The sequence below is a fragment of the Cellulophaga fucicola genome, from assembly GCF_900119145.1.
In the GTDB taxonomy this organism is placed as follows: Bacteria; Bacteroidota; Bacteroidia; order Flavobacteriales; family Flavobacteriaceae; genus Cellulophaga; species Cellulophaga fucicola.
Window position 1 is genome coordinate 99,610 of record NZ_FPIY01000001.1, and the last position, 24,400, is coordinate 124,009.

A 24,400-nucleotide genomic window follows, 5' to 3' on the forward strand; every position below is an offset into this window, starting at 1 on the left:
ATTTGTAGTTTAGTAGTGTTTTTTTATTTTAACATCCTTTTTCGTAATTCCAGACATTAAGAGTTTTTTCTTCCGAGATAAGTTTAATCCAACCTGTGTATGTTGTAATAACAAGGTTATCTTCAACGGAACAAGGGTGTTTTCTATATTCTGTGACTTTTACTTTATTCCATTTTTCTTTCTTCTCGGTTGTTAACTTAACGCCAAAAAAGTCTCCTTTTAGTGTTGTTATTTTATCATGGTATGTAGAGAAGGTCCTTCTCTTAAATTTAGTCCGTTTTTATTAGCATACCATTCTGTGTTTTTCTCAATAGCATAATCCATCCAAGAAATTAGCCGTAAGTTTTTAGATTTTAGTTCTTTAGTGCTAATCCAAAATCCGTTTTTAAGCTTTACAAACTCAGAGACTGAGTCAACAAAAATTAAAGCCATTGTCTCATACCCAACCATTTCAAGATTTGGATTTTCTAATTTTTTTCCAAGCCCATTTTTTTCAATAAAAGCTGTGTAGAATTCTTTGTTATTATCAGTTTCTCCTAAGTAGATTTTCCCTTGAATCTTTCCGTTAGGTTTATTGTATATTTTAAGTCCAGAACCTGGAATATAAACACAACATAATTTAAATTCTTGTAATTAGTGCTTTTCGGTCCAGATTGTTTCAAAGCTTACGCAGACTATTAACATCTCTTCAGTAGGTTTTTCTCCACTTTCTTTTAATAGGTTCTTAAAAAATTTCCAATGAGCTTTTTTCCATTTTTTTAATGGTTCAATATTAGTCCCGATATCTAATTCAGCATACTCTTTTGAAATTTTGTTGAACGGAATTGTGTCAACACTTTTATTTTTTATTATGGCTTTTGCCTTTCCATCAAAATTTGTAATTATTTGCTTTGCTCCAATCTTTGGTAAGTCTACATTGTATTGCTTGTATAAACTATATAAACTAGAAGAAGTTTTCTTTTTTCCGTTTACGGTTAATTTAGCTAATCTATTTGCGTCTTCTTCATTGTTATGAAAAAAATCTGCTTCTGGGATTTTCTCATCTTTAAAGTCTGGATTAGATTTTATATAATTATTCCATATTTTAGATACAGATTCATCAACTATACTTTCAGATTCTGTTTCTATTTCGATTTTTGATTCATTTTTGCAACAAATTAAAGTCAAAAGCAAAATAAATATGAAAGGTTTCATCGTTTTCTGTATCATTCTTTAGACTTTACAATTTTTAGCCATTCTTTTTCTATCGTATTCAATTTTTCAAAGTCTGCCTTGTATTTTAGATTTGGTTTATACCAACTTTGAGATAAGTAATACTCTTGAATTATTTTTGTTTTAAATACGTATCCTCTAATTGCAAAGGGTAAGTTTCTTAAGATTTTATAAGAATCTTCATTTTCAAAATCTGTTGCTGTATTTTCAAGATTTATTTTACTCGGTAAATTATGGTAGTCAGAATCAAAAGAAGTAAAGTGTTTTTTTATAGGTCCGTCTGTTGACGTTACATACAACTCACCTTTAGGATGAAAGTTTTTCTTTTTGAATGATATTTTACCGTTGTAGGTTATAAAATTAGTACTAAGACCATTAGAGCTAGCACTTCTTCCGTTATCAATAAACCAATTATCTGTATTGTTAAAAAAGCTATTTCTTACGCTAAAACCTTGATTTTCTCCCATTTCTATATTCAAAGTAAAATCATCTATCTGATTGTTGGCCCATCTGTTTGCTGCAGTTAAAATATAATCAAAGCTGTAAAAATCTGATATTGATCCTGACATTTTAAATCTATAGGTGTGTTTAATTTTGTTTATTCCTGGTTTAAATACGGCATTAAAATGGTACACATAATAAAATTCTGGTGAATTTGAATTAAAGTCCTCACCAAGAACTTCTTCTTCGGTCTTAGCATCTATTTTATTTTTTATATAATATTCTTTGGTGTTTACCATTGCAGTCTTAAAGTTTAATGAGTTTCCGTTCATAATAACCTTAAAATTTGACATATAGGGATGTGCTCCATTTTTAGGAAATCCATTTACATCTCCACTAGGAGAAGGAGCTTCAAAACCAACTAATATTGTTTTTTCTGTACTAGGGTTGTAAAAAGTATAATCAACTGTTACGTAGACATATTCTATTTCATCAATAATGATTCTTTTAACGGTTAGGATTTCTTTTCTGATGCTAACCTCATTTTCAGAAATAGGAATTAATTGATTGCCTGAAGCGTAATAAGCCCCGTCATTGCTATACAATGTTAGAGATATAAAAGAGAAAAGGATGAAGATTAATTTATTCATATTTATTTTTTTATTTCTAATACTACTTTCGTAAATGAAAATAGTAAACTAAGTGCAGCTTTATGTACATACTTGGAAACTATTTAGCTAGCGGATTAATAACGATTCAAATATAACTTATTTAGATAATAGTATTAATAAATCCTTAAAAGAGCCATTTTTTGTAGTTTTATTTTGACGATTGCAAGACAGGCTAATATTATTTAAAATTGTTTAGTTAGTACAACCTTATATTATTTCATTTTGATTACCTTATAATTATTACTAAAAAGACAAAAGAATAAAAATGAAAATAGGACTTGTACTTTCTGGAGGCGGTATTAGAGGTGTGGCACATATAGGAGCTATAAAAGCTTTAGAAGAATATGGAATATATGTAACACATATAGCAGGTACAAGCGCTGGTGCTATTGTAGGCTCTCTTTATGCAAGCGGAGCTAGTTGGGAAAGTATATTGCATTTTTTTAAAACCATACCTATATTTAATAGACATAATTATGCACGTAGCAAACCAGGGTTTCTAGATACCGAGAAATATTACGATAACTTTAAAGAATTTTTTCCGGAAGATGATTTTGGAGCGTTAAAGAAAACGCTTTTTGTTACGGGCACTAATATAATAGATGGTACTCTAAAAATCTTTAAAAAAGGGCAGCTTATTAAACCAGTACTAGCCTCAGCATCGTTTCCAGGAATGTTTACTCCTTTAAAAATAGGCAATGCATATTATGTAGACGGTGGCGTATTAAACAACTTTCCTATAGAGCCGTTAAAAAAGGATTGTGACATGATTATAGGGGTGTATGTTAATCCTCTAAAGAAAATAAAGATAGAAGATTTAAAACATTCGTATACTGTTGTAGAACGAGCTTATAAATTAAAATCGGCATCAGAATCTATGCTTAAATTTAATTTGTGTGATATGATAGTTCTTCCGGAAGGATTATCAGATTTTGGTACGTTTGATATGGGAAGTATAGATACCATATTTGATCTAGGTTATACGGCAACTAAGAAAATTCTAGAAGATAATCCGTCTATAATAGAAAATTTAAAAGAACAGTAAAAAAAAGACTCCTTTGTGAAATAAAAGGAGTCTTTTTTATATAATAAAGCAGTTTTTAAGCGCTTACAACTTCTTTGGTGTTTTTTCTGCTTTTTACCCAAAAGTATAATACAGTAAATAATACAATTAGTATAGCAGGGAAAGTAACCATAGAGCCTAATGTGGCTTGGCCAGCAACTAAATCTAGTTGATCTCCTGTTAAACCATTAGCTTCGGCAGCAGCTTTGTCAGTATCTATCCAACCACCTATAATTGGTGAAAAGATAGAATTGGCAAACATACCTACGGCACCTATTATAGACATACCTAAAGCACCACTTTTTGGAATTTTATCGGCAACAAAACCAATCATATTTGGCCAAAAATAAGCAACACCTAAAGCAAAGAAAACAGCAGCTACATAAGCCATTTCTCCTGTCTGCGTACTAAAAAGGTAAATCCCAATTGTAGCTAATATTGCAGAGCCAAGTAAAACACCTGTCTGATCGAATTTTTTAACGACAGCACCTCCAAAGAAACGTGCTACAGCCATTAAACCAGTAACTAGTGCTAAAATTAACATTGGGTTAGCGCCACTTTTTTCTAGTATAAGTCCAGACCATTGTTGTGGCCCAAATTCAGATATAGCTGTTAAGGCCATACATATTAGCATAAAAATAAACAGTGGAGAAAGCATAGCTTGTAAGTTACTACCAATAGTGGCAGCTTCTTTAACTTTAGCTTTTGGCCAGCTTTGTCCCCAAAATAATACAGCATAAATAACAGTTGGTATCATAATCATCCAAATTTGCGATTGCCAGCTCATTTCTTCTGCTGTCATAAAATTAGATAATAAGCTACCTATAACTATACCACCAGGGAACCACATATGAAACCTATTTAGCATTGTACTCATTTTACTGCCTTTAAAAGCATCTGCAATCATTGGATTACAAGCTGCTTCTGTACAACCATTTCCTAAACCAATTAATAGAGTAGACACTAATAAACCAGCATAACTAGTAGCGTAAATGGTCATTATAATACCAATAGCGTGTGCAAAAAACGCAAATTGCATAATCACTTTTCCACCAACCTTATGGTAAATTAAACCTCCTATAACCATAGAAATTGGAAAACCTAAAAACCACATAGAGTTAATAAAACCTAATTGTTCTGCGCTAAAACTAAGCTCTTCTCCTAGTTGTTTTAATATTCCGGCTCTAATACTAAAAGATAAAGCGGTAGAAATTAAAGCAAAGCAACTACCATAAAATAACCGTTTGGCATTAGTTCCTGTTCCCATATTCGTGTTTTCCATAAGTTAGTAAGTTTGTTTTGTTTGGTAAAAAAAGTTGAATTTAAGTTAATTTTTTAGAATAAAAACCTAAAGTCAAATTTCTAATTTAATTTAGTTGTTAAATTTAAAAGTAATAAAGTTTTACCTCCAAATACAAATTTAATAGTAATGACTGGGCTAAATTTCTATTATCTTGTTTTAAGGTGGTTCTTTTTTATCAATTTGATAATTTTAAGAGCTTTTGCGCCATTTTTTCAATCATCTTATTTTGCTTTAAAATGAAAAATTAATACCTAGGGATATGTAATTATTACTGAGAAATACATTTAGTTTTTATAGATTAATATATTTGTTTACTTATTTAGAACACATCAATTCAAATTATGAAAATAAAAGTATCTAGTATAAAGCACATTACAATTCTATTTTTTGTGTTAATTTTTTTTAATCAATGTAAAGAGGCGTCAAAATCAGAAAAAGAAACACCCGTAAATGTAGTTTCTGATCAGAAAAAAGAAGAAAAAAAGGATACTGTATATAATTTAATAGTAAATAAGCCTGAAGAAATTAAAGTGCCAAAAGGTATGGTGTGGATTCCAGGAGGAGAATTTGTACAGGGAGCAGTGCCACAAGATAAGATGGCAATGGAACATGAAAAGCCTGCACATAAGGTAGCTGTAGATGGTTTTTTTATGGATATTACAGAGGTTACAAATGCTCAGTTTGCTCAGTTTGTAAAAGAAACAGCTTATATTACTGTTGCAGAAAGAGAAATAGATTGGGAAGAAATGAAGAAGCAAGTACCAGCAGGTACACCAAAACCTCACGATTCTATTTTACAACCAGGTTCTTTAACGTTTAAGAAAACAAAAACAACAGTGCCAAATCTATTCGATTTTTCTCAATGGTGGCATTGGACAATAGGGGCTAATTGGAGACACCCTAACGGACCCAAGAGTTCTATAAAAGGTTTAGATAACAATCCGGTAGTGCAAATTTGTTATGAAGATGCTATGGCATATTGCAAATGGGCGGGAAGAAGGTTGCCAACAGAATCTGAGTGGGAGTATGCTGCTAATGGTGGTAAGTCTGGTACTATTTACTTTTGGGGAGATAATAGGGATGTTTTATCTAAAAATGCAAACAGTTGGGAAGGGGAGTTTCCTGTAAAAAACAGTAAAGAAGATGGTTTTGAGAAAAGAGCTCCAGTAAAAAGCTACCAACCTAATGGTTATGGCTTGTATGATATGGCTGGTAATGTTTGGGAGTGGACAAGCGATTGGTACAATGTAAATTATTACAAAGAACAATCTGCCGGACTTTTACAAAAAAATCCTAAAGGAGCAACAGAAGCGTATAATCCACAAAATGTATATATAGAAGAAAAGGTTATTAAAGGCGGATCTTTTTTATGTAGCGATAGTTACTGTGCTAGTTATAGAATCTCTGCTCGTATGGCATCTAGTACAGATTCTTCTGCAGAACACACTGGTTTTAGAACAGTTGCTACGGTAGATATGTTAAAATAACCTCAAATTATATATGACTATGACTCTATTGTAACAATTTATGATAATTCGCTTTTCAGTTTGCATAAAAAAATTACATTTGTGTTCTAAACTAATCTTAGAATAAAATATTATGTCAGATACAATAGAAAGAATTAAATGTCTTATTATAGGTTCTGGACCAGCAGGATACACAGCGGCAATTTATGCAGCTAGAGCAGATTTAAAACCTGTTATGTATACAGGTATGGAGCCAGGTGGGCAATTAACAACTACTACAGAAGTAGATAATTTCCCAGGGTATCCAGAAGGTATAGACGGACCAACAATGATGACGCAATTGCAAACGCAAGCAGAACGTTTTGGTACAGAGGTTAGAATAGGTATGGTAACTGCTGTAGATTTTAATAAAACAGTTGGTGGTATACACAAGGTAACTGTAGATAATTCTAAAACAATAGAAGCAGAAACTGTAATTATTTCTACAGGTGCTACAGCTAAATATTTAGGTTTAGAAAGTGAGCAACGTTTGCGTGGAGGTGGAGTATCTGCATGTGCTGTTTGTGATGGTTTCTTTTACAAAGGTCAAGATGTAGCTATAGTTGGTGCAGGAGATACTGCAGCAGAAGAAGCATCTTACTTAGCTAATATTTGTAAAAATGTTACAATGTTAGTTCGTAAGGATGAAATGAGAGCTTCTAAAGCTATGCAACATAGAGTAAATAGTATTTCTAATATTACTGTAAAATACAATACAGAAGTAGACGAAGTATTAGGAGAACAAGTTGTAGAAGGTTTACGTATGGTAAATAACAAAACGCAAGAAAAAGAAGATATTGCTATTACAGGTCTTTTTATAGCAATAGGTCATAAACCTAACACAGATATATTTAAAGGTCAGTTAGATATGGATGAAACTGGTTATTTAATTACAGAAGGTAAATCTACTAAAACAAATTTACCAGGTGTATTTGCTAGTGGAGATGTACAAGATAAAGAATACAGACAAGCAGTTACTGCTGCAGGTACTGGTTGTATGGCTGCATTAGATGCAGAACGTTACTTAGCTGCTGTAGAAGAAATAGCATAAGTATACTATATTTTATAAATTATAAAGGGTATTGATAAGTGTAATAAGCTTATTAATATCCTTTTTTTTATGATGAGCGCTTAGCACAATGCGGCTCATAGTAGGTGAATCCTTGTCTGGATAATTAAAACTCGTAACTATTATATTATGCTTTTCTAAATAAGTAGTTATTTTTTGATCATTGTATGTAAATGCTGCGTGGTTTGGCATATAGCTAAATTTATCTTTAGTCTGTATACCTTCTAAAAACAGTAAAATATGTTGTTGTAATTTTTTTTGTCTTTTTGTATAAATAGCATCAGCATTTAATAAAGTAGCTAAGTTTGCAGGTGTAGCTGGACTAGCACCTCCAAAAAAGGCTGTATTTTTTAATTCTTCTATTCTTTTGCTGCCTCCAAAAATAGCTCCTGCTTGTATTGCAAATCCTTTGCCTAAAGAGGAGCATACTAGTAATTCTTTAGGCTTTAATTCTTTTAATTGAGAGTAACAACCAGCTCCATTGTTTAACGATAAGCCTAGTGCGTGCGAGTCATCCGCAACTACTATAATTTTATCTAAAGGAAGTTTTTGTAAGCCAATAAAGCTAGGGTAATTTAGACCGTTAAAATCTATACTGTCTAAAAATATTACAGGCGGTATATTACTTATTTTTAAATAATTGTCTATAGCATTTGCTAACTCTTTATATGTGGTGTAATTTTTTGTTTTTTGTTGATGTAACGCAATATGCGAGTTTGGAGCATAAAATAAACTATGACCTTCCGATTTAAAATAATCACATACCAATTGCCCTGCTAAGTAGCCAGAAGAAACAGTTACACAAGCTTCACTATTTACAATTTTAGCTAAGTATTTTTCGGCTTTATCATAAACAGATATTTTAATATTAGATTTTCTTGAGGCTCCATAATTGGTGCCATATTTTTTAATATTATCTATATATACTTTTAAAAACTGTTTGTGTTGTTGCAAGCCTAAATAGGCAGTGCCTCCAAAATATAGTTTTTTGGAGGCATCTACCGTAATTTTTCTACCAGGGAAAGAAGTAACATTTGTCATTATAGCAATGTAATGCCAGAACCTCCTTGACTCGGGAAAATAAGATTTCCGTTTGGTTCTATTTCTATTCCTTTTGCAATGTCTTTACTTAAAAGCATAGCACCATCCATATCTACATAATCTAATTGAGGTGTTAATTGTGCTATGGCAGATATACCAACAGAAGATTCCGTCATGCAACCAACCATAACTTTTAACCCTAGCTCTTTTCCTTTTTTTATCATTCTAAGAGCAGGAGTTAAACCACCACATTTGGTAAGTTTAATGTTTATGCCATTAAAGTGGTAACCACATTTTTCTACATCAGACTCAACAATACAACTTTCGTCTGCAATAACAGGTAAAACACTAGCGTGCATTACTTTTTCCATTCCTGTCCAGTCATCTGCTTTTAAAGGTTGTTCTAAAAACTCTACGCCTAATTTTTTAAGTTCTGGAGCGTAACTTATAGTTTCTTCTGCTGTCCAGGCGCAATTTGCATCAATCCTAAAAATAGCATCAGAATGTTTTCTAAGTTCTTTAACAATAGCAACATCTTGGTTTGTTCCTAGTTTTATTTTATAAATAGGCCAAGGTTGTTCTTTCATTTTAGCAACCATATTTTCTATAGAATCTATGCCTATTGTAAAATTTGTAATAGGGTAGGTGCTATTATCTGTATTCCAGATTTTGTAAAGTGGTTTATTTAAAAGTTTACCATATAAATCGTGCGCAGCTAAATCTAGAGCACAAATAGCAAAGTTGCTTAGTTGTTGTTGTATTAAAAATTGATTGAAATCTTCTGATGTAGTAAAATTATAATTCTCTATTGCTGTACGTATGCCTTCAATTTCTTTTTGCATACTCTCAAAAGTGATCTTATAATAAGGGTTGGCAGTAGCTTCACCATAACCTGTTTTATCATTTAAACCAAGACTAACCACCATACTATCTTGAAAATTGTGCGACTCTCTAGAGATGCTAAATGTATGTTTTAGGGGAAGCACATACTTTGTTAAGGTTAAATTCATATCAGTATTTAAATTTATACTAATATACTAAGGCCAACCTTGTAAACAAAACAAGATTGGCCTTATTAAAACTATTTTAACGTCTTTACTTTATCTCTTTTTTACGCTTCCAGAAGAAGATTTATTTTTTTTAACAGTAGCATTACCCGTATACAATATATCTGCTCCGCTGCTGGCATCTGCAATTAAAGAATCTGACACATCTACGCTAATGTCTGCTCCGCTACTAGCATCTGCATCACAGTTTTTTGTTTTTAACTCACGAGCATCAATATCAGAACCGCTACTAGCATTTACGGTTAAGTTATTTGTTTTGCCACTTAACTTAATATCTGCGCCACTACTGCAATCTGCGTTTACAGAGTTTGCTACTAAAGCAATTTGTATATCAGCTCCGCTACTAGCATTTAAATCAATTTCATCAGCTTCTATCTGTGATTCTGAATTTAAGTCGGCACCACTAGAACTATACAAAGCAGTAATAACAGGTAGTGTAACGTGTACATTTTTTGTAGCTCTACCAATGTTTTCAATAGCGTGTATTTTAAGTTTGCCATCTTTAACGTCTGTACCAATTAGGTCTATAACATTTTCATCTGCTTCTACTCTTATACTAAATTCTTTTGCTTGTGTTACATAAACATTAATGCCTTCTGATGCTGAAATGCGATCAAAACTGTTTGTAATTTCACGATTCTGCTCTGTTAACTCGCCATTTCCTTTTTTTCCGTCTCCAAAGTTAAAAGAGCAAGAGCTTAACAGTAAACTTATTACTAATGCGATTGTGATTTTAGATAGTGTTGTCATAATTGTTGTTTTTGATTGATGATGTAAAAGTCTATAAATGATAGTGTTATTTCTAAAAAGATAGACTCAATTGTTATTTTTTGATACTGAATTGTATGTTTTAATTTTTTGAAGCTTCAATACGTGCTCCATTTTCGTCTATTTTAATATTTAAAGAACTCTCATTTCCATTAATTTTAATATTAACGCCTTCTTCGTCCACAGATAGTTTTGTCTCTTTTTCAAATTCATCTGCTTCTTCTTCAATAATGTCTTCACTTGGACAATCTAAACAATCTAAAACTCCTTGCTTATTCATAACCCAAGTATAATCTTTTACCTCAGATCTGTAAATTTCTTCTTTGTATGATGTGTGCCAGCCAATGTTATGCGTATCGGCATCATAATCAAACTTAATAATAACACCTTTAGGAATGTAAAGGGTAATATTAACCTCTTGGTCTCTAATTTTACTTTTAGGATCTAGCATTAAAAAGTTATCTAAAACTACTTTATTATCTAATACTTGGTAGTTGTATTCTATAGTTTTAGCTCTGTCTCTAGCCTCATCAAAAGAACTGCCTTGAGATACTTTTTGTATTTTAATTCGTGCTATATCATCATTAGACCTAACAATATCAAAGATAAAATCGTTATCTAGTAACAGTTTTTTTCCGTTTTCATCTAAAGTAAATGTCATTCCATTAATTCTAAAATTTTCTGGTCTGTCATAGTTTTTACTGGTTCTAGTAGAAATATATAACGTATCTAAAGGCTGTGTAAAGTTTAATACTTCTGTTTTATTAACACTGCCCTTGTACATATTAGCAGTAGCTTCTTTAATACCAACAATTGTTAAACCTATAATAGCAGCTAACCAAACACCAAACAATGTTATTTTTGCTATTGTACCAATAGATTTTAAGTTAGATACAACAATTTTTAATCCTAAATAAAGTAGAAAGAAAAATGGTATTGCTACAGCAAAAAATGTTAATAATGATATAAGCCAAATTGGTGCGCTTGTACTGTTAACTATACTATATATAGGTGTGTTATTAATAACAAACGCATCTGTAAAACCCGCGGTAAACAGGCCAATAAAAGTGCCTATTACTACAGCGCCACCAATTAGGATAAAAAATACACCTATAATTTTACCAATACTCTTAAAAATGAAATTAAAGATGGTTCCAATTGCATCAAAAAAAGCCTGAATCCCAGTTTTAAATTTGCCGCTTGCTTTGTTGTAATCTGCATTTTTTACTTTATCTGTAACAGAGTTAAAACTTTCCTTAACAGTACGCTCTATATTGCTAATGTTAATAGACTCACCACGCATATCTAATTTTTGCGAAGTTGTCTTTGCTTCAGGAATTAAAAATAATAACAGAATGTATATTACTATAAATCCACTAAATGTTGCCAATGTTAGTACAACCCATAACAAGCGAACCCACCAAGGATTTATGCCTAAATAGTGTGCCATACCAGCAGATATACCGCCAATATATTTGTTATCTGTATCTCTATATAATTTTTTTGTTTTAGATTTTGATGCAGATGCTTCTTCATCCTCAAAAATTTCTTCGTCTACACGGTAATCTTCAGGTTGCCCCATAACAGCGATAACGTCTTCTACGTCTGTTTTGGTAATTACCTGCTGTTCGTTTTTAATTTTTTCTTGAAAAAGCTCTGCTATTCGTCCTTCTATATCAGAAATAATTTCGTCACTACCAGGTCCGTTATTTAAAGATTGTTTTATTGCTTTTAAATAGGTGTCTAGTTTGCGATATGCATCTTCGTCTATATGAAAGAATAAGTTGGCCAAGTTTATATTTATAGTCTTATTCATTGTTCGTTTTTTTTGAGTTGGTAACTAGGTTAACGGCATTTCTTAGTTCGTCCCAGGTGGTATTTAATTCGGTTAAAAAATTTTCTCCTGTTTTTGTAAGGCCATAATATTTTCTTGGAGGCCCAGAAGTAGACTCTTCCCAACGATAGGTTAGTAGTCCTGCATTTTTTAATCTTGTTAATAATGGGTAAATAGTGCCTTCTACAACTAGCATTTTGGCATCTTTTAATGTGGAAAGAATTTCAGAAGTATACTTATCTTCTCCCTTTAATATAGAGAGAATACAATACTCTAGAACACCTTTACGCATTTGTGCTTTTGTGTTTTCTATCTTCATAGTTTAGATATTCTGTTTTGATGACCCTCAAAACGGGTGTTAATTGATATGATGAACAAACTCCGCTGAATTATTTTGTAATAGAATTGATTAAGTTCTATAATCCTAACTTGTTAGTATCTTATACAAATATATGTCTTTAAAAAGGTATTATGCAAAACATAGTACTAAAAATTAACTTTAATTTAACATTTCTACTTTCAACTATTTTCAATACTTTTATAAAAATTATAAAACTAGAATGGCAAAAAGCACATTAAAATACAACGTATTTAATTTTTTTAAGTTACCCTCTGCTTGGTGGTGTGGCGTACGTTTACAGCATATAGATACTACCAAAGCAGTGGTAACAGTTAAGCACAGATGGTTTAACCAAAACCCATTTAATTCTATGTTTTGGGCAGTACAAGGTATGGCTGCAGAATACGCAACAGGAATTATGGTTATAGACCAAATTGAGAAAAGTGGCAAAAAAATATCTATGTTAGTTGCTAGTAATAATGCAACATTTACTAAAAAAGCCACAGGAAGAATTACGTTTACCTGTGAAGACGGACATTTAATAGAAGACGCAATTGCTAAAACCGTAGCAACAGGAGAAGGACAAATTTTTACAATGAAATCTGTTGGTGTTAATAAAGATGGTGTTGTGGTATCTACCTTTAATTTTGATTGGACTATACGTTTAAGAAAGTAATTTTTTATTTAAAAATGTAACAACCTATAAATTGTTGCTACCTATTAGTGTCAATCAAAAACAAAAATAAAATGAATGCACACGAAATAGATTACCACATTTTTGGAGAAGAAATGCAGTATGTAGAAGTAGAACTAGACCCGCAAGAAGCTGTTGTAGCCGAAGCTGGTAGTTTTATGATGATGGATACTGATATAAAAATGGACACCATTTTTGGAGACGGATCTAACCAAGACAATAGTGTTTTAGGTAAGATTTTCTCTGCAGGAAAACGAATGTTAACTGGGGAGAGTTTATTTATGACAGCCTTTTTAAATATTGGTCAGCATAAAAGAAAAGTAAGTTTTGCTTCTCCTTATCCTGGAAAAATATTAGCAATAGACTTATCTGAGAAAGACGGAAAATTTATTTGCCAGAAAGATGCATTCTTGTGCGCAGCTAAAGGTGTATCTGTAGGTATAGAATTTTCTAGAAAATTAGGTCGTGGCCTTTTTGGAGGCGAAGGTTTTATTATGCAAAAACTAGAAGGCGATGGTATGGCATTTGTTCACGCAGGTGGTACTATGGCTAAAAAAGTATTGGCTGCAGGCGAGGTTTTAAAAGTAGATACGGGTTGTATTGTAGGCTTTTCACAAACTATAGATTACGACGTAGAGTTTGTTGGTGGTATAAAAAATACTGTTTTTGGAGGCGAAGGTTTATTCTTTGCAACTTTAAGAGGTCCTGGTACAGTATATATACAATCTTTACCATTTAGCAGGCTTGCAGGCAGAGTATTAGCATCTATTCCTAAAGGCGGAAAAGACAGGGGAGAAGGTAGCTTATTGGGTGGCTTAGGAGATCTTTTAGATGGTGATAATAGATTTTAAAGGGTTAAGTATATAAAATGAAGTAGAATAGTTAGCGTTTTTTAACTACAAAAGTTCTAACCAAACAAAGGAGCCAATTGCAAAAAGTAAAGAACCAATTATTAATTTTTTGTTTATACTAGTTTTACTTAATAAGGATAAAAAGAACCCCATAATACAACCTGCAATAGCACCTGCAGTACCAAGCCATATGTACAATAATTCTGGCATATTGTGAGAATGAGGTTCTCCGTTTTGGTAAAACATAGTAAATGTTATTATAGAAGCTAATAAACAGCCCGTAGTAGTATAAAGAATAAAACCTTTTAGTATTGATTTACTTGTAAATAGGAAAAGACTCTTATCTGTTTTTAACTTATTGGGGTCGTTAGTTTTTATCAAGTATAGTACAGTCAGTATAAATACAATTCCGATTACTACTATTTTCATCATCGCTATTAAGTCTTTAGTTTTGTCAATATATAATTAATAGTTATCTCTAATTAGTTCTAGAACAGCTTCCATTTCTTTTTTTACATCAGAAGTTTTTTGCTTAAAATGATTATTCATAAAACTAAAAATTAACGTTTTTCCAGATTTGGTAATTAAGTAACCGCTTAAACTATAGTTGTTTCCTAAACTACCAGACTTTGCATAAATGTATGGTGTTGGGTTACCTTTGTACCAGTTTTTTAAAGTTCCTGAAACTCCACCTACCGGAAATATAGATAATAACCTACCTCTTGGGACTTCTGTATACATTTTATCTAGTACGTGCACAAAAGACGCTGGTGTAAATAAGTTGTATCTAGACAATCCAGAACCATCTACCCAACGTGGTTGTTGTGCTAAATCTCCTAAGTCGGTTTTTAAAATATATTTAATTGCTTTGTTGGTGTTAAGCGTGTCAGACAAAGTACTAGAAGCCATGATAAGCAATTGTTCAGCTAAAAAGTTATCACTTGTATACATCATTCTTTTTGCAATTGAATCTGTTGCTATGCCATAAAGTGTTGTCTTTTTTACAGAAGGGAAGCTCTTTGTTAATGTAATTTTATTACTTGTTTCTGCTTCTAGTAATTCTTTGGTTAGTTTAGAGCTTGTTTTATAAGGAACTTCTATCGTGTCTTTTAAATTAGGGCTTATATAAAAGATATTTTTAACCAGCTCTCTTTTAAAGGTGTGTGGTTTTCTAGAAATACTGTCTTTAAAGTAATTAGGGTATATTTTAATTTCTCCTTTTTTGTAGGCAGATAAGACATTGCCGTAAAGAGGTAAACCACCGCGTTCAGGAGAAAAATAGGTATCAAAATCTTCCCAAGCCCAGCCGCCACCAAACTTATCAGATGTAAAGTTGTTTAGGTATAGCGCTATATTTTTCTGTTTGTTTAAAAAGTCAATAGCAGTATCGTCTTTAAAATAAGGGTGTAAAATTGTTGGGTTTCCTGTTCCTTGTATATAGGTTGTATTGTCTTCTACGGCGTATTTTAATAACGGGCTATACTCTGGTAATAGTTTTAAAGTAGTGTAAAGTGTAAATATTTTGGCGTTACTCGCAGGTGTAAAGTACTTGGTGCTATTCTTTTCAAAAATAGTTTTCTTCCTCACAGGATCGTATACTTTTAAGCCTACAAAATGATTCTTAAACAAAGAAGTTTCTAGTTTATTAGTTGCAACTTTAGTTATTTTAGATTTACTAGTTGCACAACTTGCTAGCATAGAAATAATAATAATATTTAAAGTCAGTCGGTAAGTCTTATAAAATCTAGCTTTGTAAGACTTTACGTAATTATTTTTTAAAATCATTGAATATTTAACATTTTGTATAGACTATTGTAATACCTTTTATCGTTAAATTTATGGAATAATAAATTAATAATTAGAAAAATGGCAAGAGCAATGTTTGACTACACTAAGACTATTTTACAAAAAGTAAGTTTTGATTCTAAGTTGTTTTGCAAAGAACTAGAAAAATCAATTTCGAGGTTGTTACCTTACGAAATTGAAGAATTAAAACTCTGGTTAAATTCTTTTACTACAGATAAGCCGGAATTAAGGCAGTGTATGATATATATAAAGAACTAAAAAAAAGCCACCAATAAGGTGGCTTTTTTTATGCTTTAATTTTATTGTTAATAGGACTAATAATTTTTACATCTTGAAAAGCAATTGCACCACGTACAACACTTGTAATTACTTCGTGTAGCGCATTTGTAATTTGTATTTTAAGTTCTTTTTTATGGTAAATAAGACTTACTTCTCTTGCAGGAGATGGAGTTTCAAAATGTTTTAAATTTTGTTTTTTCTTATCATCTAAATCCAATGTGTTTAAATAGGGTAACAATGTCATTCCTAAACCCTCGTTAGACAGGTTTATTAAAGTTTCAAAACTACCACTTTGCAATCTAAAATGGTCTACAACAGAGTTTTTAGGAGATTTACACAAGTTAATTACACCATCTCTAAAGCAATGTCCGTCTTGCAAAAGCAAAACATCATCAATATCTAAATCTTCTGGAGTTAATTTTTCAATATTGGCCAACCTATGTTGCTGTGGTATGTAACCAACAAATGGCTCGTAATACAAAGGTCTTTCTTTTATAAATTCAATCTCTAAAGGAGTAGCAGCAATAGCAGCATCTATTTGTCCGTCTTGTAAATTTCTAATAAGAGTATCTGTGCTTTGTTCTTTAATAACCAAATTCACTTTAGGAAATTTAGAAATAAAAGTCTTTAAAAACATAGGTAAAAGTGTAGGCATAATAGTAGGTATAATTCCTAAAACATACTCACCACCAATAAATCCTTTTTCTTGATCTACAATATCTTTAATACGATCTGCTTCGTTTACAATGTTTTTAGCTTGTTCTACTATTTTTTGGCCGACTTCTGTAATAGAAATTGGTTTTTTACTTCTGTCAAAAATCTGAATATCTAACTCGTCCTCTAACTTTTGCACTTGCATACTTAAAGTTGGCTGTGTAACAAAGCTTTTTTCTGCTGCTAATGTAAAGTTTTGGTATTTAGCAACCGCTAATACATATTGTAATTGAGTTATTGTCATTCTTGATAGGTTAAAACTATAAAATTATAAAAATAAATGATTTAAATCACCTCAAAAATACTAAATAGAAGCTAACTTTGTAGTAACAAAAAAAGATATATATTATGAAATTAAACAGTATAGGATTAGAGGTAGAAAAAGCTACAGAACTAAACAGTAAATTAAATATATTATTATCTAGTTTTCAGGTGTATTATCAAAATTTAAGAGGTGTTCATTGGAACATTAGAGGAAAACGTTTTTTTGATTTACATATTAAGTTTGAAGAGTTATATACAGACGCAAATTTAAAAGTAGATATGATTGCAGAACGTATACTTACGTTAGGTGGTAAGCCATTGCATACTTTTGAAGATTATATGTCTATATCTAAATTGCCAGTAGGTAAAAATATATCTGTAGATGTAGAAGCAATAAAATTAATTGTTAATTCTTTAAAAGAATTATTAGTTATAGAACGCGATTTACTAGAACTTTCTGGAGATGCAAATGATGAAGGTACAAACTCTTTAATGAGTGACTTTATAGCTGAGCAAGAAAAAACTATTTGGATGATGAATGCTTGGTTAGAGGAATAGATTTCTGTAATTAAGTTGACAAAAAAGGGAGATAAAGCAATTGCTTTATCTCCCTTTTTTATGTTGGCTGGTTATTTTTAAAATCTGATAGCAAACTCTAAGTCTTTGTCTGTTACTGTAAACTTAGCATCGTTAAAGCTTGGTGGTCCATAAGGAGTTGAAGATCCAGATATGCCATAATCTTCTGTTGGCATTCCGTTTGCTTCCCTATCCATTTGTTTGTTATTATTTTTGTCATGCATTGCTAAAATTGCATACTCTCCAGGTTTTACATCTTTAAAAACTAAAGTTATTTTGCCATCTTTAATTGTGCTTTGCAGGTTTTGTACACCTTTACCTTTCATAAAAGTTTCTACGTTGTGTAAGCCAGCTAAAACAGAGCCATTATCGTTTGCTACATTATCTATGGTAATAGTAATGTTATATGCAGTTTCTTTGGCTTGAGCTGTTACCACAACACTCATTAAAAATAATCCTAAAAGTAATCCTAAAGTTCTCATAATATTTGTTTTTAAGTTGATTATGATACAAAGGTGCATTGGTAATTGTCTTTTTTAAAATGCAATAGGCTCAATTGTAGTTTTTTAAGACTGAATTGTCGAATATTAGTTTGTAAGGATAAAAAGAGACTGTTTATATGATTAAGGATTTTAATAAGAAAGATTAAGAGTGTAATACATTGAAAAATTTAGAGGAGAAATCTTTTTTATGTTAAGATCCCTCTAGCGTTTTTTGAAGATCAGAATTAATATTATCCGTAATAATGCTTTTTAGTTCATTGGTCTGGTAGTTATATTTTTTAATAACTGTGGGTTCGTTATTATAATCATATGTACCGTCGTTATTTTTATCGACTCCAAAGCTAATGATGATGTCTTTACTATCATTTAGAAAATGATATGAAACAATATCCATATTGTCATTTGCTACTTTCTTTAATTTTTTTTGATTGAATGAATAGATATAGAGCGACTTAAAATCAGCTAAATTAATTACACCGTCTTTATAAGTGTCTTTTTCCGCGGCATTAAACATTAAAAAGATATCATCAGAAAAATATTCAGTTTTTATGTCGTTAAAATTTACTCTTTTGATAAATAGTTGTTTAGTTATGTCACTTTTTTGGTTGTAGATAATAACATTATTATAGTTTCCATAAAACTCACGCGAATATCTATTGTCTTTAGATTCATAACTACTAGATTTACTTGCTATATTTAATAAACCATTTATATCTTCAGGTTCATTTAAATTTTTATGTGATACAGGAATAATATAAACAGAATTAAGTGTGTCTATAAGCATTGGAGTTTCATAAGAGATTACTTGTTCTCTTTTATTTTCTTTTTTTAACTCATCAATTTTCTCATCAGAAAGAATTCCTGTTTCTATATCATCATAATCATTAAACCTAAAGTATTCAGAAATAGCAATTCCACTAATTGTGATTATTGAAAATATAACAAGAATTATAGCTAGTGTGCCAAGAATAGCTAGTACTTTTTGATTATAGTTTTTTATTTTATCAGTTTTCATCATGTTTCAATTACTCTAAATACGGAATATTACTTATTAATCTAAAAAAGTTCGGTTATAGCTAAACGGATTACTCTTATTTGGATCTACGGTAACTTCTACAGCTCTGTAACCGCCATCTATTTGTACACGAGTTATATTTTTTTCTGGCCAGGGTTTGTTTGTAAACCAAATATGTCCGTCTCCTTGTAAGTAGAGTATAGGTTTGCCAAATGCAGCTGCACTACTTCTAAAAACATTTGTAAATGCTTCAAACTTTGTAGCGTCACCTTCTGTAATATTTGCGTGTCCAAATACAACTACGGCATTTACATTTTCTTTTTGGGTTTCTAAATGTTGTTTAACCCAATTGGCATTATCTGTTAATCTAGTTTGCCATTCTGTTGCATTGTGTACTGTGCTGCCAACTATGTTTATGCCTATAAATAAAACCTTGTTCTGTATCCAACTAAAATTTTCTTGGCGTACATCTTGGTAGCTCACAGGCTGGTTAAAATTCCAGTTTGTGTTTAGTTTTAAAAAATAAGTGTTCCAATACGCAAAACCTTGTTCCGGATCTATACAATCGTTAAACTCGTTATCTCCTAGAACAACAAAGGTTGGTGTATTAAACTGTTTTAAAATGTCACTAACATCTTTGTAAACGGATTCTTCACAAGCACCAGCTCCAGGTTTTATATCTCCTAAATGAATTACAAAGTCCGACTTTGCTCTTGTATTATGAGCTGCAATAACCTTAACAATAGAATCTCTTTGTTCCGCGTTATAAGGGACATCGCCAATTGCTGTAAAAACAACATTTGGTATGGCGGGTGTTGGTAATTCTTCTTCTTTACTATCGTTAGAACAAGATGTAATTTGCAAAAGGGAAGTTATACCTATAAAAATAAGTATAGTTTTAGAGAATAAATACTTTTGGTTGGTTGTTGGCATATTTAAAAATACAAAATTATACGGTATCTACTTGGTTTTTAGTAGATACCTATTTTTGCTTTTTCATTTGCTTAGCTATTTTCTTACTACCCGCATCTCTTTTTTCTAACTCTTCAATTATTTTAGGTTTGTCTTCTTGTCTTGTTTGAGACAGCTTGTATGTGGCTTGTATATCTGTTATTTCAATCTCAAAAGCAACAATACCATTTACTTGTGCTAATGTACCTTTAGATAAATTATCTAGATGTATAGGACATTCAGAAGCTTTCTCGTATTTATTAACTAATGTATGTAAACCTTCCATAGCAACATCATTATTTACAATAGATACTTTGCCATACACGTGTACAGCAATATAGTTCCAAGTGGGTACTTCTTCATCTTTATACCAAGAAGAAGAAATGTAGCCGTGTGGTCCGTTAAAAATGCAAAGTACTTCTGGAGTTTCCTTAAAATTATGCCACTGTGGGTTTGCTTTTGCAATATGCCCTACAAGTATGTCTTTTCCGTCTTTACTAGCTAACTCTAAAGGAATATGCGTAGCCCAAGGTTTGCCATTAGTTTGATTTACCAAAATGCCAAAACTATTTTTAGCTATAAAATCTTTTACTTCTTCTATATTTTTATTTTGATAAGCTGGCGGAATATACATTGTTACTTTTTTGTAGTTAGTGTTGTTAATACTGATAAATGATCTGATATATGTTTGTTATTGTCTAGTCTGTTATCTATAATTTGTACAGATAAAACATTAAGGTGTTTTACAAATATGTAATCTATTCTGTCTTTTACAATCTTATCTGTAAAACCATTAAAAGTGCCTTTTGGTCCGTATGGTTTTTCTGCTGTTACTGTGTAGCTGTCTTCTAGATAATTTTTTATGGTTGTAATAGTTGCTGTATTTGGGGTAACATTAAAATCTCCCATTAAAATAACAGGATAGTTTTCTGTGTTTAAACTCTTAATCTTTTCTATAATTAGTTTAGCAGAGTTTTTACGAGCTTCCACACCAATATGGTCAAAATGAGCATTAAAAACCCAGTAGTTCTGTTTTGTTTTTTTATGTTGAAAAAGGGCGTAAGAACAAATACGCTCCATTGATGCATCCCACCCAATAGAAATTTTGTTAGGTGTTGTAGATAACCAAAATGTACTAGATTTTATAACCTTAAAATTATTTTTGTTGTAGTAAATGGCGCTGTATTCTCCCTTTTGTTTACCATCATCTCTACCAACGCCTATGTAATTGTAGTTAGGTAAATTAGAGTCTAAATAATTAACTTGGTTGTGTAAACCTTCTTGTATGCCTAAAAAAGACGGATTGTAATGTTGTATTAAGGCCACCATTTTAGCTTTACGAAAGTTCCAGTTGTTTATAGTGTCACCAGTATTATCATACTTAATATTAAAGGTCATTGCCTTTATATTCTGACTAGTAAGAGAAACCGAAAATAATGTAAATACAAGAACTATAACAAAAGCATATTTTTTAATCATCTCTAATTGTTTTAGTAGAAGTTTCTACAAGTTTATTTATTTCGGTAAGTTCTTCTTTGGTAAACTCACGGTACGTACCAACTGGCATATCTAAAGAGATATTCATAATACGTACACGCTTTAGGGTAACAACATTGTATCCTAAATACTCCGTCATTCTTCTAATTTGTCTGTTAAGACCCTGTGTAAGTATAATTTTAAACTCGTATTTACTTAACTTTTCTACTTTACATTTTCTAGTAATAGTATCTAGAATAGGTATGCCATTACTCATTTGATGTACAAAGTCGTCTGTAATAATATTATCTACTTTAACTATGTACTCTTTTTCGTGATGGTTTCTAGCGCGTAGAATTTTGTTTACAATATCGCCATCGTTAGTTAAGAATATTAAACCTTCACTAGGCTTATCTAATCTACCAATAGGAAAAATACGTTTAGGGTAATTTATATACTCTATAATATTATCTTTCTCTACACGTGTATCTGTAGTACAAACAATGCCAACAGGCTTGTTAAAGGCTAGATATACAAAATCTTCTTTAGGTTCAGAAATTAGTTCTCCATCTACGCGTACTTCATCATCAGGAACTATTTTAGTTCCCATTTCTGGCACTTTACCATTAATGGTTACACGTCCTTGGTCTATTAGTTTGTCTGCCGCTCGGCGAGAACAATAACCAACTTCACTTAAATATTTATTAATTCTAGTTGCTTGTACTTCTTTCATTATAATTGCTATTCTAACAACAAAGATAAGGGTTTGTTTTACTTTGTTCCCTTAATTTTTCTGAGTTTTAGTCGTGTAGATTACAGAATTGGGCTAAATTTTTACAACTCATCTATAAATACATACAATTCGGTTTTATTTTATTGTTGTAGTGTGGGTAATACTTCAACTTTGTAACAGATAAGAACAGTAATTATTTAGTAAATTAGAGCCAAATCAGATTTTAAAATGTTCAATATTAAAAAGATATTAAAAATAAGTATTTACATTACAATTGTACTAACCATAATAAATGTGTTAGGTACTATTAGTAACGGCTTTTCTTTAACCAATACATTACGTAGTGTGGCTATTGGTTTTTTGTATTCATTTGTTTTAAGTTGTGTAAACTCTTATTATTTTCAGTATATATCTAGTATTTATAGTTGGGAGGAGCAACCTAAAAAAAGACTATGGCTTGGTGCATTAGGGTCTGTTGTGCTAACACTTATTGCTTTTGCAATTGTAAAGTTTATAATAGCTATTGTACTTTTTGGTAATAGTGTAGAGTATTATGTAAACAGCCAAACGTTGTCTCCGTATATGATTGCTATACTAATATCTATAGTGGTTTCTTTAGCATTACACGCTTACTATTTTTACAAGTACATACAAGACTCTAAAATAAAAGAACAAAAAATAATAGCAGGTACAGCATCTGCAAAGTTCGATGCTTTAAAAAATCAGTTAGATCCGCATTTTTTATTTAATAGTTTAAATGTGTTAACTAGTTTAATAGAAGAAGACCCGTTCCAGGCACAAAAGTTTACCACATCATTATCTAAAGTATATAGGTATGTTTTAGAGCAGAAAAATAAAGATTTGGTGACTGTAGATGAAGAGTTGCAGTTTGCTAAAACATACATACGCTTACTAAAAATGAGGTTTGAAGAGAGTATTGTTTTTGAAGTGCCAGAAAAAAGCAGCAATCCAGACGCTAAAATTATACCATTATCGCTACAATTATTATTAGAAAATGCGGTAAAACACAACGTAGTATCATCTAACAAACCTTTACATTTAAAGGTAGAAGAAATAGATAATATGTTAATAGTGAGTAACAATTTACAGGAGAAAAAAGTTGTTAAAAAGAGTAGTGGAGTTGGACTTAAAAACATACATCAGCGCTACAAAATGCTAACAGACAGAACAGTAATTATTAACAAAGAAGCAACAGAATTTAGTGTTCACTTGCCAATCTTAACCAAAAAAGTATCAATCATGGAAACGCAAAAAGTACATTTAGACGAAAAACGATATCAAAGAGCAAAAGAACGAGTAGAAAAAATAAAAGGGTTTACATATAATCTAGTAGCATATTGTTTTGTTATTCCTTTTTTAATTTGGTTAAATTACCAAACAACAGATTTCCCTTGGTCAGTATTTCCTGCCTTTGGATGGGGCTTAGGGTTAGCTGCTCACGGTATGGAGGCTTTTGGTTACAATCCTTTGTTTGGTAGAAACTGGGAAAATCGTAAGATAAAAGAATATATGGAAGACGATAAGTTTTAAAAAAAATACACCAACTAACCTTAAAAACAAAACTATGGAGATTAACACTAACGAAGACAAGTATATAAGAGCTAAAGAGCGTGTAAAGGACGAAAAAGAGTTTTATAATAAGGTAATATCTTCTTCTTTTACAGTAGCCGTAGTGGCGGCAATAAATTACTATGTAAACGAATTTAGTAACCCTTGGTTTTTATGGGTTGTGTTAGGTGTAGGTATTAGCCTTGCTTTTAAAGCAGTAAAAGTATTTAATGTTTTTCCTTTTATGGGTAAAGACTGGGAGCAGAAGAAAATTAACCAGTTGATGAAGGAGGATGAGGAAACTAACAAAAAATGGAGGTAATGGAAGATTATAGTCAGGAATATAGAAATGAAAAGCTAGAGAGAGCCAAAGAAAAAATAAAGCAGCTAAAAGGATTTTACGTACACCTAACGGTATATGTTTTGGTAAACGCCTTTATTGTTGGTAGTGTTATTTATAACTCAGGATGGGATGGCTTCTTAAACATAGGAACTTACTTTACACCATTTTTTTGGGGAATAGGACTTGTTGGTCATTATTCTAAAGTATATGGTTCGTTACCATTTTTTAGTAAAGATTGGGAAAAGCGACAGATAGAAAAGTATATGGAAAAGGAAAAAAGAGAGTCAGATGACTTTTTAAAAAAGAAATAAA

The 24,400-nt window shown here is 31.3% G+C and carries 28 protein-coding genes; 10 read left to right on the top strand and 18 right to left on the bottom strand.

Annotation, left to right across the window (positions count from 1 at the left end; translation table 11 throughout):
* Positions 1–228: 228 nt before the first annotated feature.
* The 3 genes from BT107_RS00480 to BT107_RS00490 form a co-directional block, all read right to left on the bottom strand.
* A complete protein-coding gene (locus BT107_RS00480; RefSeq protein WP_139254251.1) occupies positions 229–432 on the bottom strand; it encodes a hypothetical protein in 204 nt (67 codons plus the stop codon).
* A 201-nt stretch (positions 433–633) separates the two neighbouring features.
* A complete protein-coding gene (locus BT107_RS00485; RefSeq protein WP_244543082.1) occupies positions 634–1,209 on the bottom strand; it encodes an ASCH domain-containing protein in 576 nt (191 codons plus the stop codon).
* Positions 1,206–2,303, bottom strand: coding sequence for a YARHG domain-containing protein (locus BT107_RS00490; protein WP_072301803.1), 1,098 nt, complete (start codon positions 2,301–2,303; stop codon positions 1,206–1,208). Before BT107_RS00490 ends, BT107_RS00485 begins: the two co-directional genes overlap by 4 nt.
* A gap of 286 nt (positions 2,304–2,589) precedes the next feature.
* Between BT107_RS00490 and BT107_RS00495 the strand changes: the two genes are divergently transcribed.
* Entirely contained in the window at positions 2,590–3,369 is a 780-nt protein-coding gene (locus BT107_RS00495; protein WP_072301804.1) for a patatin-like phospholipase family protein, read from the top strand.
* 55 nt (positions 3,370–3,424) lie between these two features.
* Here BT107_RS00495 and BT107_RS00500 read toward each other — a convergent pair whose 3' ends face one another.
* Entirely contained in the window at positions 3,425–4,669 is a 1,245-nt protein-coding gene (locus BT107_RS00500; protein ID WP_084639056.1) for an MFS transporter, read from the bottom strand.
* Between the two features lie 362 nt (positions 4,670–5,031).
* Between BT107_RS00500 and BT107_RS00505 the strand changes: the two genes are divergently transcribed.
* Together BT107_RS00505 and trxB are read left to right on the top strand one after the other, a co-directional pair.
* Positions 5,032–6,177, top strand: a complete 1,146-nt coding sequence (locus BT107_RS00505) for a formylglycine-generating enzyme family protein (RefSeq protein ID WP_072301805.1) — start codon at positions 5,032–5,034, stop codon at positions 6,175–6,177.
* A 112-nt stretch (positions 6,178–6,289) separates the two neighbouring features.
* Positions 6,290–7,246, top strand: coding sequence for a thioredoxin-disulfide reductase (gene trxB / locus BT107_RS00510; protein WP_072301806.1), 957 nt, complete (start codon positions 6,290–6,292; stop codon positions 7,244–7,246).
* Positions 7,247–7,258: 12 nt separating this feature from the next.
* On the opposite strand, the gene BT107_RS00515 is transcribed toward trxB, so the two are convergent.
* The 5 genes from BT107_RS00515 to BT107_RS00535 form a co-directional block, all read right to left on the bottom strand.
* Positions 7,259–8,305: a pyridoxal phosphate-dependent aminotransferase family protein gene (locus BT107_RS00515; RefSeq protein WP_072301807.1), complete on the bottom strand. Its 1,047-nt coding sequence runs from the start codon at positions 8,303–8,305 to the stop codon at positions 7,259–7,261.
* Entirely contained in the window at positions 8,305–9,315 is a 1,011-nt protein-coding gene (locus BT107_RS00520) for a dipeptide epimerase (RefSeq protein ID WP_072301808.1), read from the bottom strand. Before BT107_RS00520 ends, BT107_RS00515 begins: the two co-directional genes overlap by 1 nt.
* A gap of 90 nt (positions 9,316–9,405) precedes the next feature.
* Positions 9,406–10,122 (bottom strand): head GIN domain-containing protein, encoded by a 717-nt coding sequence (locus BT107_RS00525; RefSeq protein WP_072301809.1) that lies wholly within the window; start codon positions 10,120–10,122, stop codon positions 9,406–9,408.
* Between the two features lie 100 nt (positions 10,123–10,222).
* Positions 10,223–11,956: a PspC domain-containing protein gene (locus BT107_RS00530; RefSeq protein WP_072301810.1), complete on the bottom strand. Its 1,734-nt coding sequence runs from the start codon at positions 11,954–11,956 to the stop codon at positions 10,223–10,225.
* Complete coding sequence (locus tag BT107_RS00535; RefSeq protein ID WP_072301811.1) at positions 11,949–12,293, bottom strand: PadR family transcriptional regulator; 345 nt, start codon at positions 12,291–12,293, stop codon at positions 11,949–11,951. Before BT107_RS00535 ends, BT107_RS00530 begins: the two co-directional genes overlap by 8 nt.
* Positions 12,294–12,534: 241 nt before the next feature.
* Here BT107_RS00535 and BT107_RS00540 point away from each other — a divergent pair, with 241 nt between their 5' ends.
* Positions 12,535–12,990: a DUF4442 domain-containing protein gene (locus tag BT107_RS00540; protein ID WP_072301812.1), complete on the top strand. Its 456-nt coding sequence runs from the start codon at positions 12,535–12,537 to the stop codon at positions 12,988–12,990.
* Between the two features lie 71 nt (positions 12,991–13,061).
* A complete protein-coding gene (locus tag BT107_RS00545) occupies positions 13,062–13,859 on the top strand; it encodes a TIGR00266 family protein (RefSeq protein WP_072301813.1) in 798 nt (265 codons plus the stop codon).
* A gap of 45 nt (positions 13,860–13,904) precedes the next feature.
* Here the strand turns inward: BT107_RS00545 and BT107_RS00550 are convergent, their stop codons facing one another.
* On the bottom strand, positions 13,905–14,291 hold the full coding sequence (locus BT107_RS00550; protein WP_139254252.1) for a hypothetical protein: 387 nt from the start codon (positions 14,289–14,291) through the stop codon (positions 13,905–13,907).
* 33 nt (positions 14,292–14,324) lie between these two features.
* Complete coding sequence (locus BT107_RS00555) at positions 14,325–15,557, bottom strand: D-alanyl-D-alanine carboxypeptidase (protein WP_072302868.1); 1,233 nt, start codon at positions 15,555–15,557, stop codon at positions 14,325–14,327.
* 168 nt (positions 15,558–15,725) lie between these two features.
* On the opposite strand from BT107_RS00555, the gene BT107_RS17640 reads away from it, so the two are divergent.
* A complete protein-coding gene (locus BT107_RS17640; protein WP_072301815.1) occupies positions 15,726–15,923 on the top strand; it encodes a hypothetical protein in 198 nt (65 codons plus the stop codon).
* A gap of 28 nt (positions 15,924–15,951) precedes the next feature.
* Here the strand turns inward: BT107_RS17640 and BT107_RS00565 are convergent, their stop codons facing one another.
* On the bottom strand, positions 15,952–16,902 hold the full coding sequence (locus tag BT107_RS00565; RefSeq protein WP_072301816.1) for a LysR substrate-binding domain-containing protein: 951 nt from the start codon (positions 16,900–16,902) through the stop codon (positions 15,952–15,954).
* 104 nt (positions 16,903–17,006) lie between these two features.
* Between BT107_RS00565 and BT107_RS00570 the strand changes: the two genes are divergently transcribed.
* The gene (locus tag BT107_RS00570; RefSeq protein WP_072301817.1) at positions 17,007–17,480 is read left to right on the top strand and encodes a Dps family protein; all 474 of its coding nucleotides are present in this window, start codon (positions 17,007–17,009) and stop codon (positions 17,478–17,480) included.
* A gap of 77 nt (positions 17,481–17,557) precedes the next feature.
* On the opposite strand, the gene BT107_RS00575 is transcribed toward BT107_RS00570, so the two are convergent.
* The 6 genes from BT107_RS00575 to rluF all read right to left on the bottom strand — a co-directional run bounded on the left by BT107_RS00575 (position 17,558) and on the right by rluF (position 22,176).
* Positions 17,558–17,980 (bottom strand): DUF2141 domain-containing protein, encoded by a 423-nt coding sequence (locus tag BT107_RS00575; protein ID WP_072301818.1) that lies wholly within the window; start codon positions 17,978–17,980, stop codon positions 17,558–17,560.
* Between the two features lie 211 nt (positions 17,981–18,191).
* Positions 18,192–19,019 carry a hypothetical protein gene (locus BT107_RS00580; protein ID WP_244543083.1) on the bottom strand — a complete coding sequence of 276 codons (828 nt, stop codon included), beginning with the start codon at positions 19,017–19,019 and terminating at the stop codon, positions 18,192–18,194.
* A 33-nt stretch (positions 19,020–19,052) separates the two neighbouring features.
* Entirely contained in the window at positions 19,053–19,949 is an 897-nt protein-coding gene (locus BT107_RS00585; protein WP_072301819.1) for a metallophosphoesterase family protein, read from the bottom strand.
* A 49-nt stretch (positions 19,950–19,998) separates the two neighbouring features.
* Positions 19,999–20,601, bottom strand: a complete 603-nt coding sequence (locus tag BT107_RS00590; RefSeq protein WP_072301820.1) for an FMN-binding negative transcriptional regulator — start codon at positions 20,599–20,601, stop codon at positions 19,999–20,001.
* 2 nt (positions 20,602–20,603) lie between these two features.
* A complete protein-coding gene (locus BT107_RS00595) occupies positions 20,604–21,446 on the bottom strand; it encodes an endonuclease/exonuclease/phosphatase family protein (RefSeq protein WP_072301821.1) in 843 nt (280 codons plus the stop codon).
* On the bottom strand, positions 21,439–22,176 hold the full coding sequence (gene rluF, locus BT107_RS00600) for a 23S rRNA pseudouridine(2604) synthase RluF (protein ID WP_072301822.1): 738 nt from the start codon (positions 22,174–22,176) through the stop codon (positions 21,439–21,441). Before rluF ends, BT107_RS00595 begins: the two co-directional genes overlap by 8 nt.
* Before the next feature lie 228 nt (positions 22,177–22,404).
* Between rluF and BT107_RS00605 the strand changes: the two genes are divergently transcribed.
* Genes BT107_RS00605 through BT107_RS00615 form a run of 3 tightly spaced genes read left to right on the top strand, consistent with a single transcriptional unit; the run spans position 22,405 to position 24,399 of the window.
* Positions 22,405–23,727: a 2TM domain-containing protein gene (locus tag BT107_RS00605; RefSeq protein WP_072301823.1), complete on the top strand. Its 1,323-nt coding sequence runs from the start codon at positions 22,405–22,407 to the stop codon at positions 23,725–23,727.
* 34 nt (positions 23,728–23,761) lie between these two features.
* Positions 23,762–24,067, top strand: a complete 306-nt coding sequence (locus BT107_RS00610) for a 2TM domain-containing protein (protein ID WP_072301824.1) — start codon at positions 23,762–23,764, stop codon at positions 24,065–24,067.
* Positions 24,058–24,399, top strand: coding sequence for a 2TM domain-containing protein (locus BT107_RS00615; RefSeq protein ID WP_244543084.1), 342 nt, complete (start codon positions 24,058–24,060; stop codon positions 24,397–24,399). The genes BT107_RS00610 and BT107_RS00615 overlap by 10 nt, the downstream gene beginning before the upstream one ends.
* Position 24,400 lies beyond the last annotated feature (1 nt).

What these genes read in the sequence shown, in the direction of transcription:
- BT107_RS00480 (WP_139254251.1), bottom strand. Translation starts at nt 432, where the DNA reads ATGGCTTTAATTTTTGTTGACTCAGTCTCTGAGTTTGTAAAGCTTAAA.
- BT107_RS00485 (WP_244543082.1), bottom strand. Translation starts at nt 1,209, where the DNA reads ATGATACAGAAAACGATGAAACCTTTCATATTTATTTTGCTTTTGACT.
- BT107_RS00490 (WP_072301803.1), bottom strand. Translation starts at nt 2,303, where the DNA reads ATGAATAAATTAATCTTCATCCTTTTCTCTTTTATATCTCTAACATTG.
- BT107_RS00495 (WP_072301804.1), top strand. Translation starts at nt 2,590, where the DNA reads ATGAAAATAGGACTTGTACTTTCTGGAGGCGGTATTAGAGGTGTGGCA.
- BT107_RS00500 (WP_084639056.1), bottom strand. Translation starts at nt 4,669, where the DNA reads ATGGAAAACACGAATATGGGAACAGGAACTAATGCCAAACGGTTATTT.
- BT107_RS00505 (WP_072301805.1), top strand. Translation starts at nt 5,032, where the DNA reads ATGAAAATAAAAGTATCTAGTATAAAGCACATTACAATTCTATTTTTT.
- trxB (WP_072301806.1), top strand. Translation starts at nt 6,290, where the DNA reads ATGTCAGATACAATAGAAAGAATTAAATGTCTTATTATAGGTTCTGGA.
- BT107_RS00515 (WP_072301807.1), bottom strand. Translation starts at nt 8,305, where the DNA reads ATGACAAATGTTACTTCTTTCCCTGGTAGAAAAATTACGGTAGATGCC.
- BT107_RS00520 (WP_072301808.1), bottom strand. Translation starts at nt 9,315, where the DNA reads ATGAATTTAACCTTAACAAAGTATGTGCTTCCCCTAAAACATACATTT.
- BT107_RS00525 (WP_072301809.1), bottom strand. Translation starts at nt 10,122, where the DNA reads ATGACAACACTATCTAAAATCACAATCGCATTAGTAATAAGTTTACTG.
- BT107_RS00530 (WP_072301810.1), bottom strand. Translation starts at nt 11,956, where the DNA reads ATGAATAAGACTATAAATATAAACTTGGCCAACTTATTCTTTCATATA.
- BT107_RS00535 (WP_072301811.1), bottom strand. Translation starts at nt 12,293, where the DNA reads ATGAAGATAGAAAACACAAAAGCACAAATGCGTAAAGGTGTTCTAGAG.
- BT107_RS00540 (WP_072301812.1), top strand. Translation starts at nt 12,535, where the DNA reads ATGGCAAAAAGCACATTAAAATACAACGTATTTAATTTTTTTAAGTTA.
- BT107_RS00545 (WP_072301813.1), top strand. Translation starts at nt 13,062, where the DNA reads ATGAATGCACACGAAATAGATTACCACATTTTTGGAGAAGAAATGCAG.
- BT107_RS00550 (WP_139254252.1), bottom strand. Translation starts at nt 14,291, where the DNA reads ATGATGAAAATAGTAGTAATCGGAATTGTATTTATACTGACTGTACTA.
- BT107_RS00555 (WP_072302868.1), bottom strand. Translation starts at nt 15,557, where the DNA reads ATGCTAGCAAGTTGTGCAACTAGTAAATCTAAAATAACTAAAGTTGCA.
- BT107_RS17640 (WP_072301815.1), top strand. Translation starts at nt 15,726, where the DNA reads ATGGCAAGAGCAATGTTTGACTACACTAAGACTATTTTACAAAAAGTA.
- BT107_RS00565 (WP_072301816.1), bottom strand. Translation starts at nt 16,902, where the DNA reads ATGACAATAACTCAATTACAATATGTATTAGCGGTTGCTAAATACCAA.
- BT107_RS00570 (WP_072301817.1), top strand. Translation starts at nt 17,007, where the DNA reads ATGAAATTAAACAGTATAGGATTAGAGGTAGAAAAAGCTACAGAACTA.
- BT107_RS00575 (WP_072301818.1), bottom strand. Translation starts at nt 17,980, where the DNA reads ATGAGAACTTTAGGATTACTTTTAGGATTATTTTTAATGAGTGTTGTG.
- BT107_RS00580 (WP_244543083.1), bottom strand. Translation starts at nt 19,019, where the DNA reads ATGATGAAAACTGATAAAATAAAAAACTATAATCAAAAAGTACTAGCT.
- BT107_RS00585 (WP_072301819.1), bottom strand. Translation starts at nt 19,949, where the DNA reads ATGCCAACAACCAACCAAAAGTATTTATTCTCTAAAACTATACTTATT.
- BT107_RS00590 (WP_072301820.1), bottom strand. Translation starts at nt 20,601, where the DNA reads ATGTATATTCCGCCAGCTTATCAAAATAAAAATATAGAAGAAGTAAAA.
- BT107_RS00595 (WP_072301821.1), bottom strand. Translation starts at nt 21,446, where the DNA reads ATGATTAAAAAATATGCTTTTGTTATAGTTCTTGTATTTACATTATTT.
- rluF (WP_072301822.1), bottom strand. Translation starts at nt 22,176, where the DNA reads ATGAAAGAAGTACAAGCAACTAGAATTAATAAATATTTAAGTGAAGTT.
- BT107_RS00605 (WP_072301823.1), top strand. Translation starts at nt 22,405, where the DNA reads ATGTTCAATATTAAAAAGATATTAAAAATAAGTATTTACATTACAATT.
- BT107_RS00610 (WP_072301824.1), top strand. Translation starts at nt 23,762, where the DNA reads ATGGAGATTAACACTAACGAAGACAAGTATATAAGAGCTAAAGAGCGT.
- BT107_RS00615 (WP_244543084.1), top strand. Translation starts at nt 24,058, where the DNA reads ATGGAGGTAATGGAAGATTATAGTCAGGAATATAGAAATGAAAAGCTA.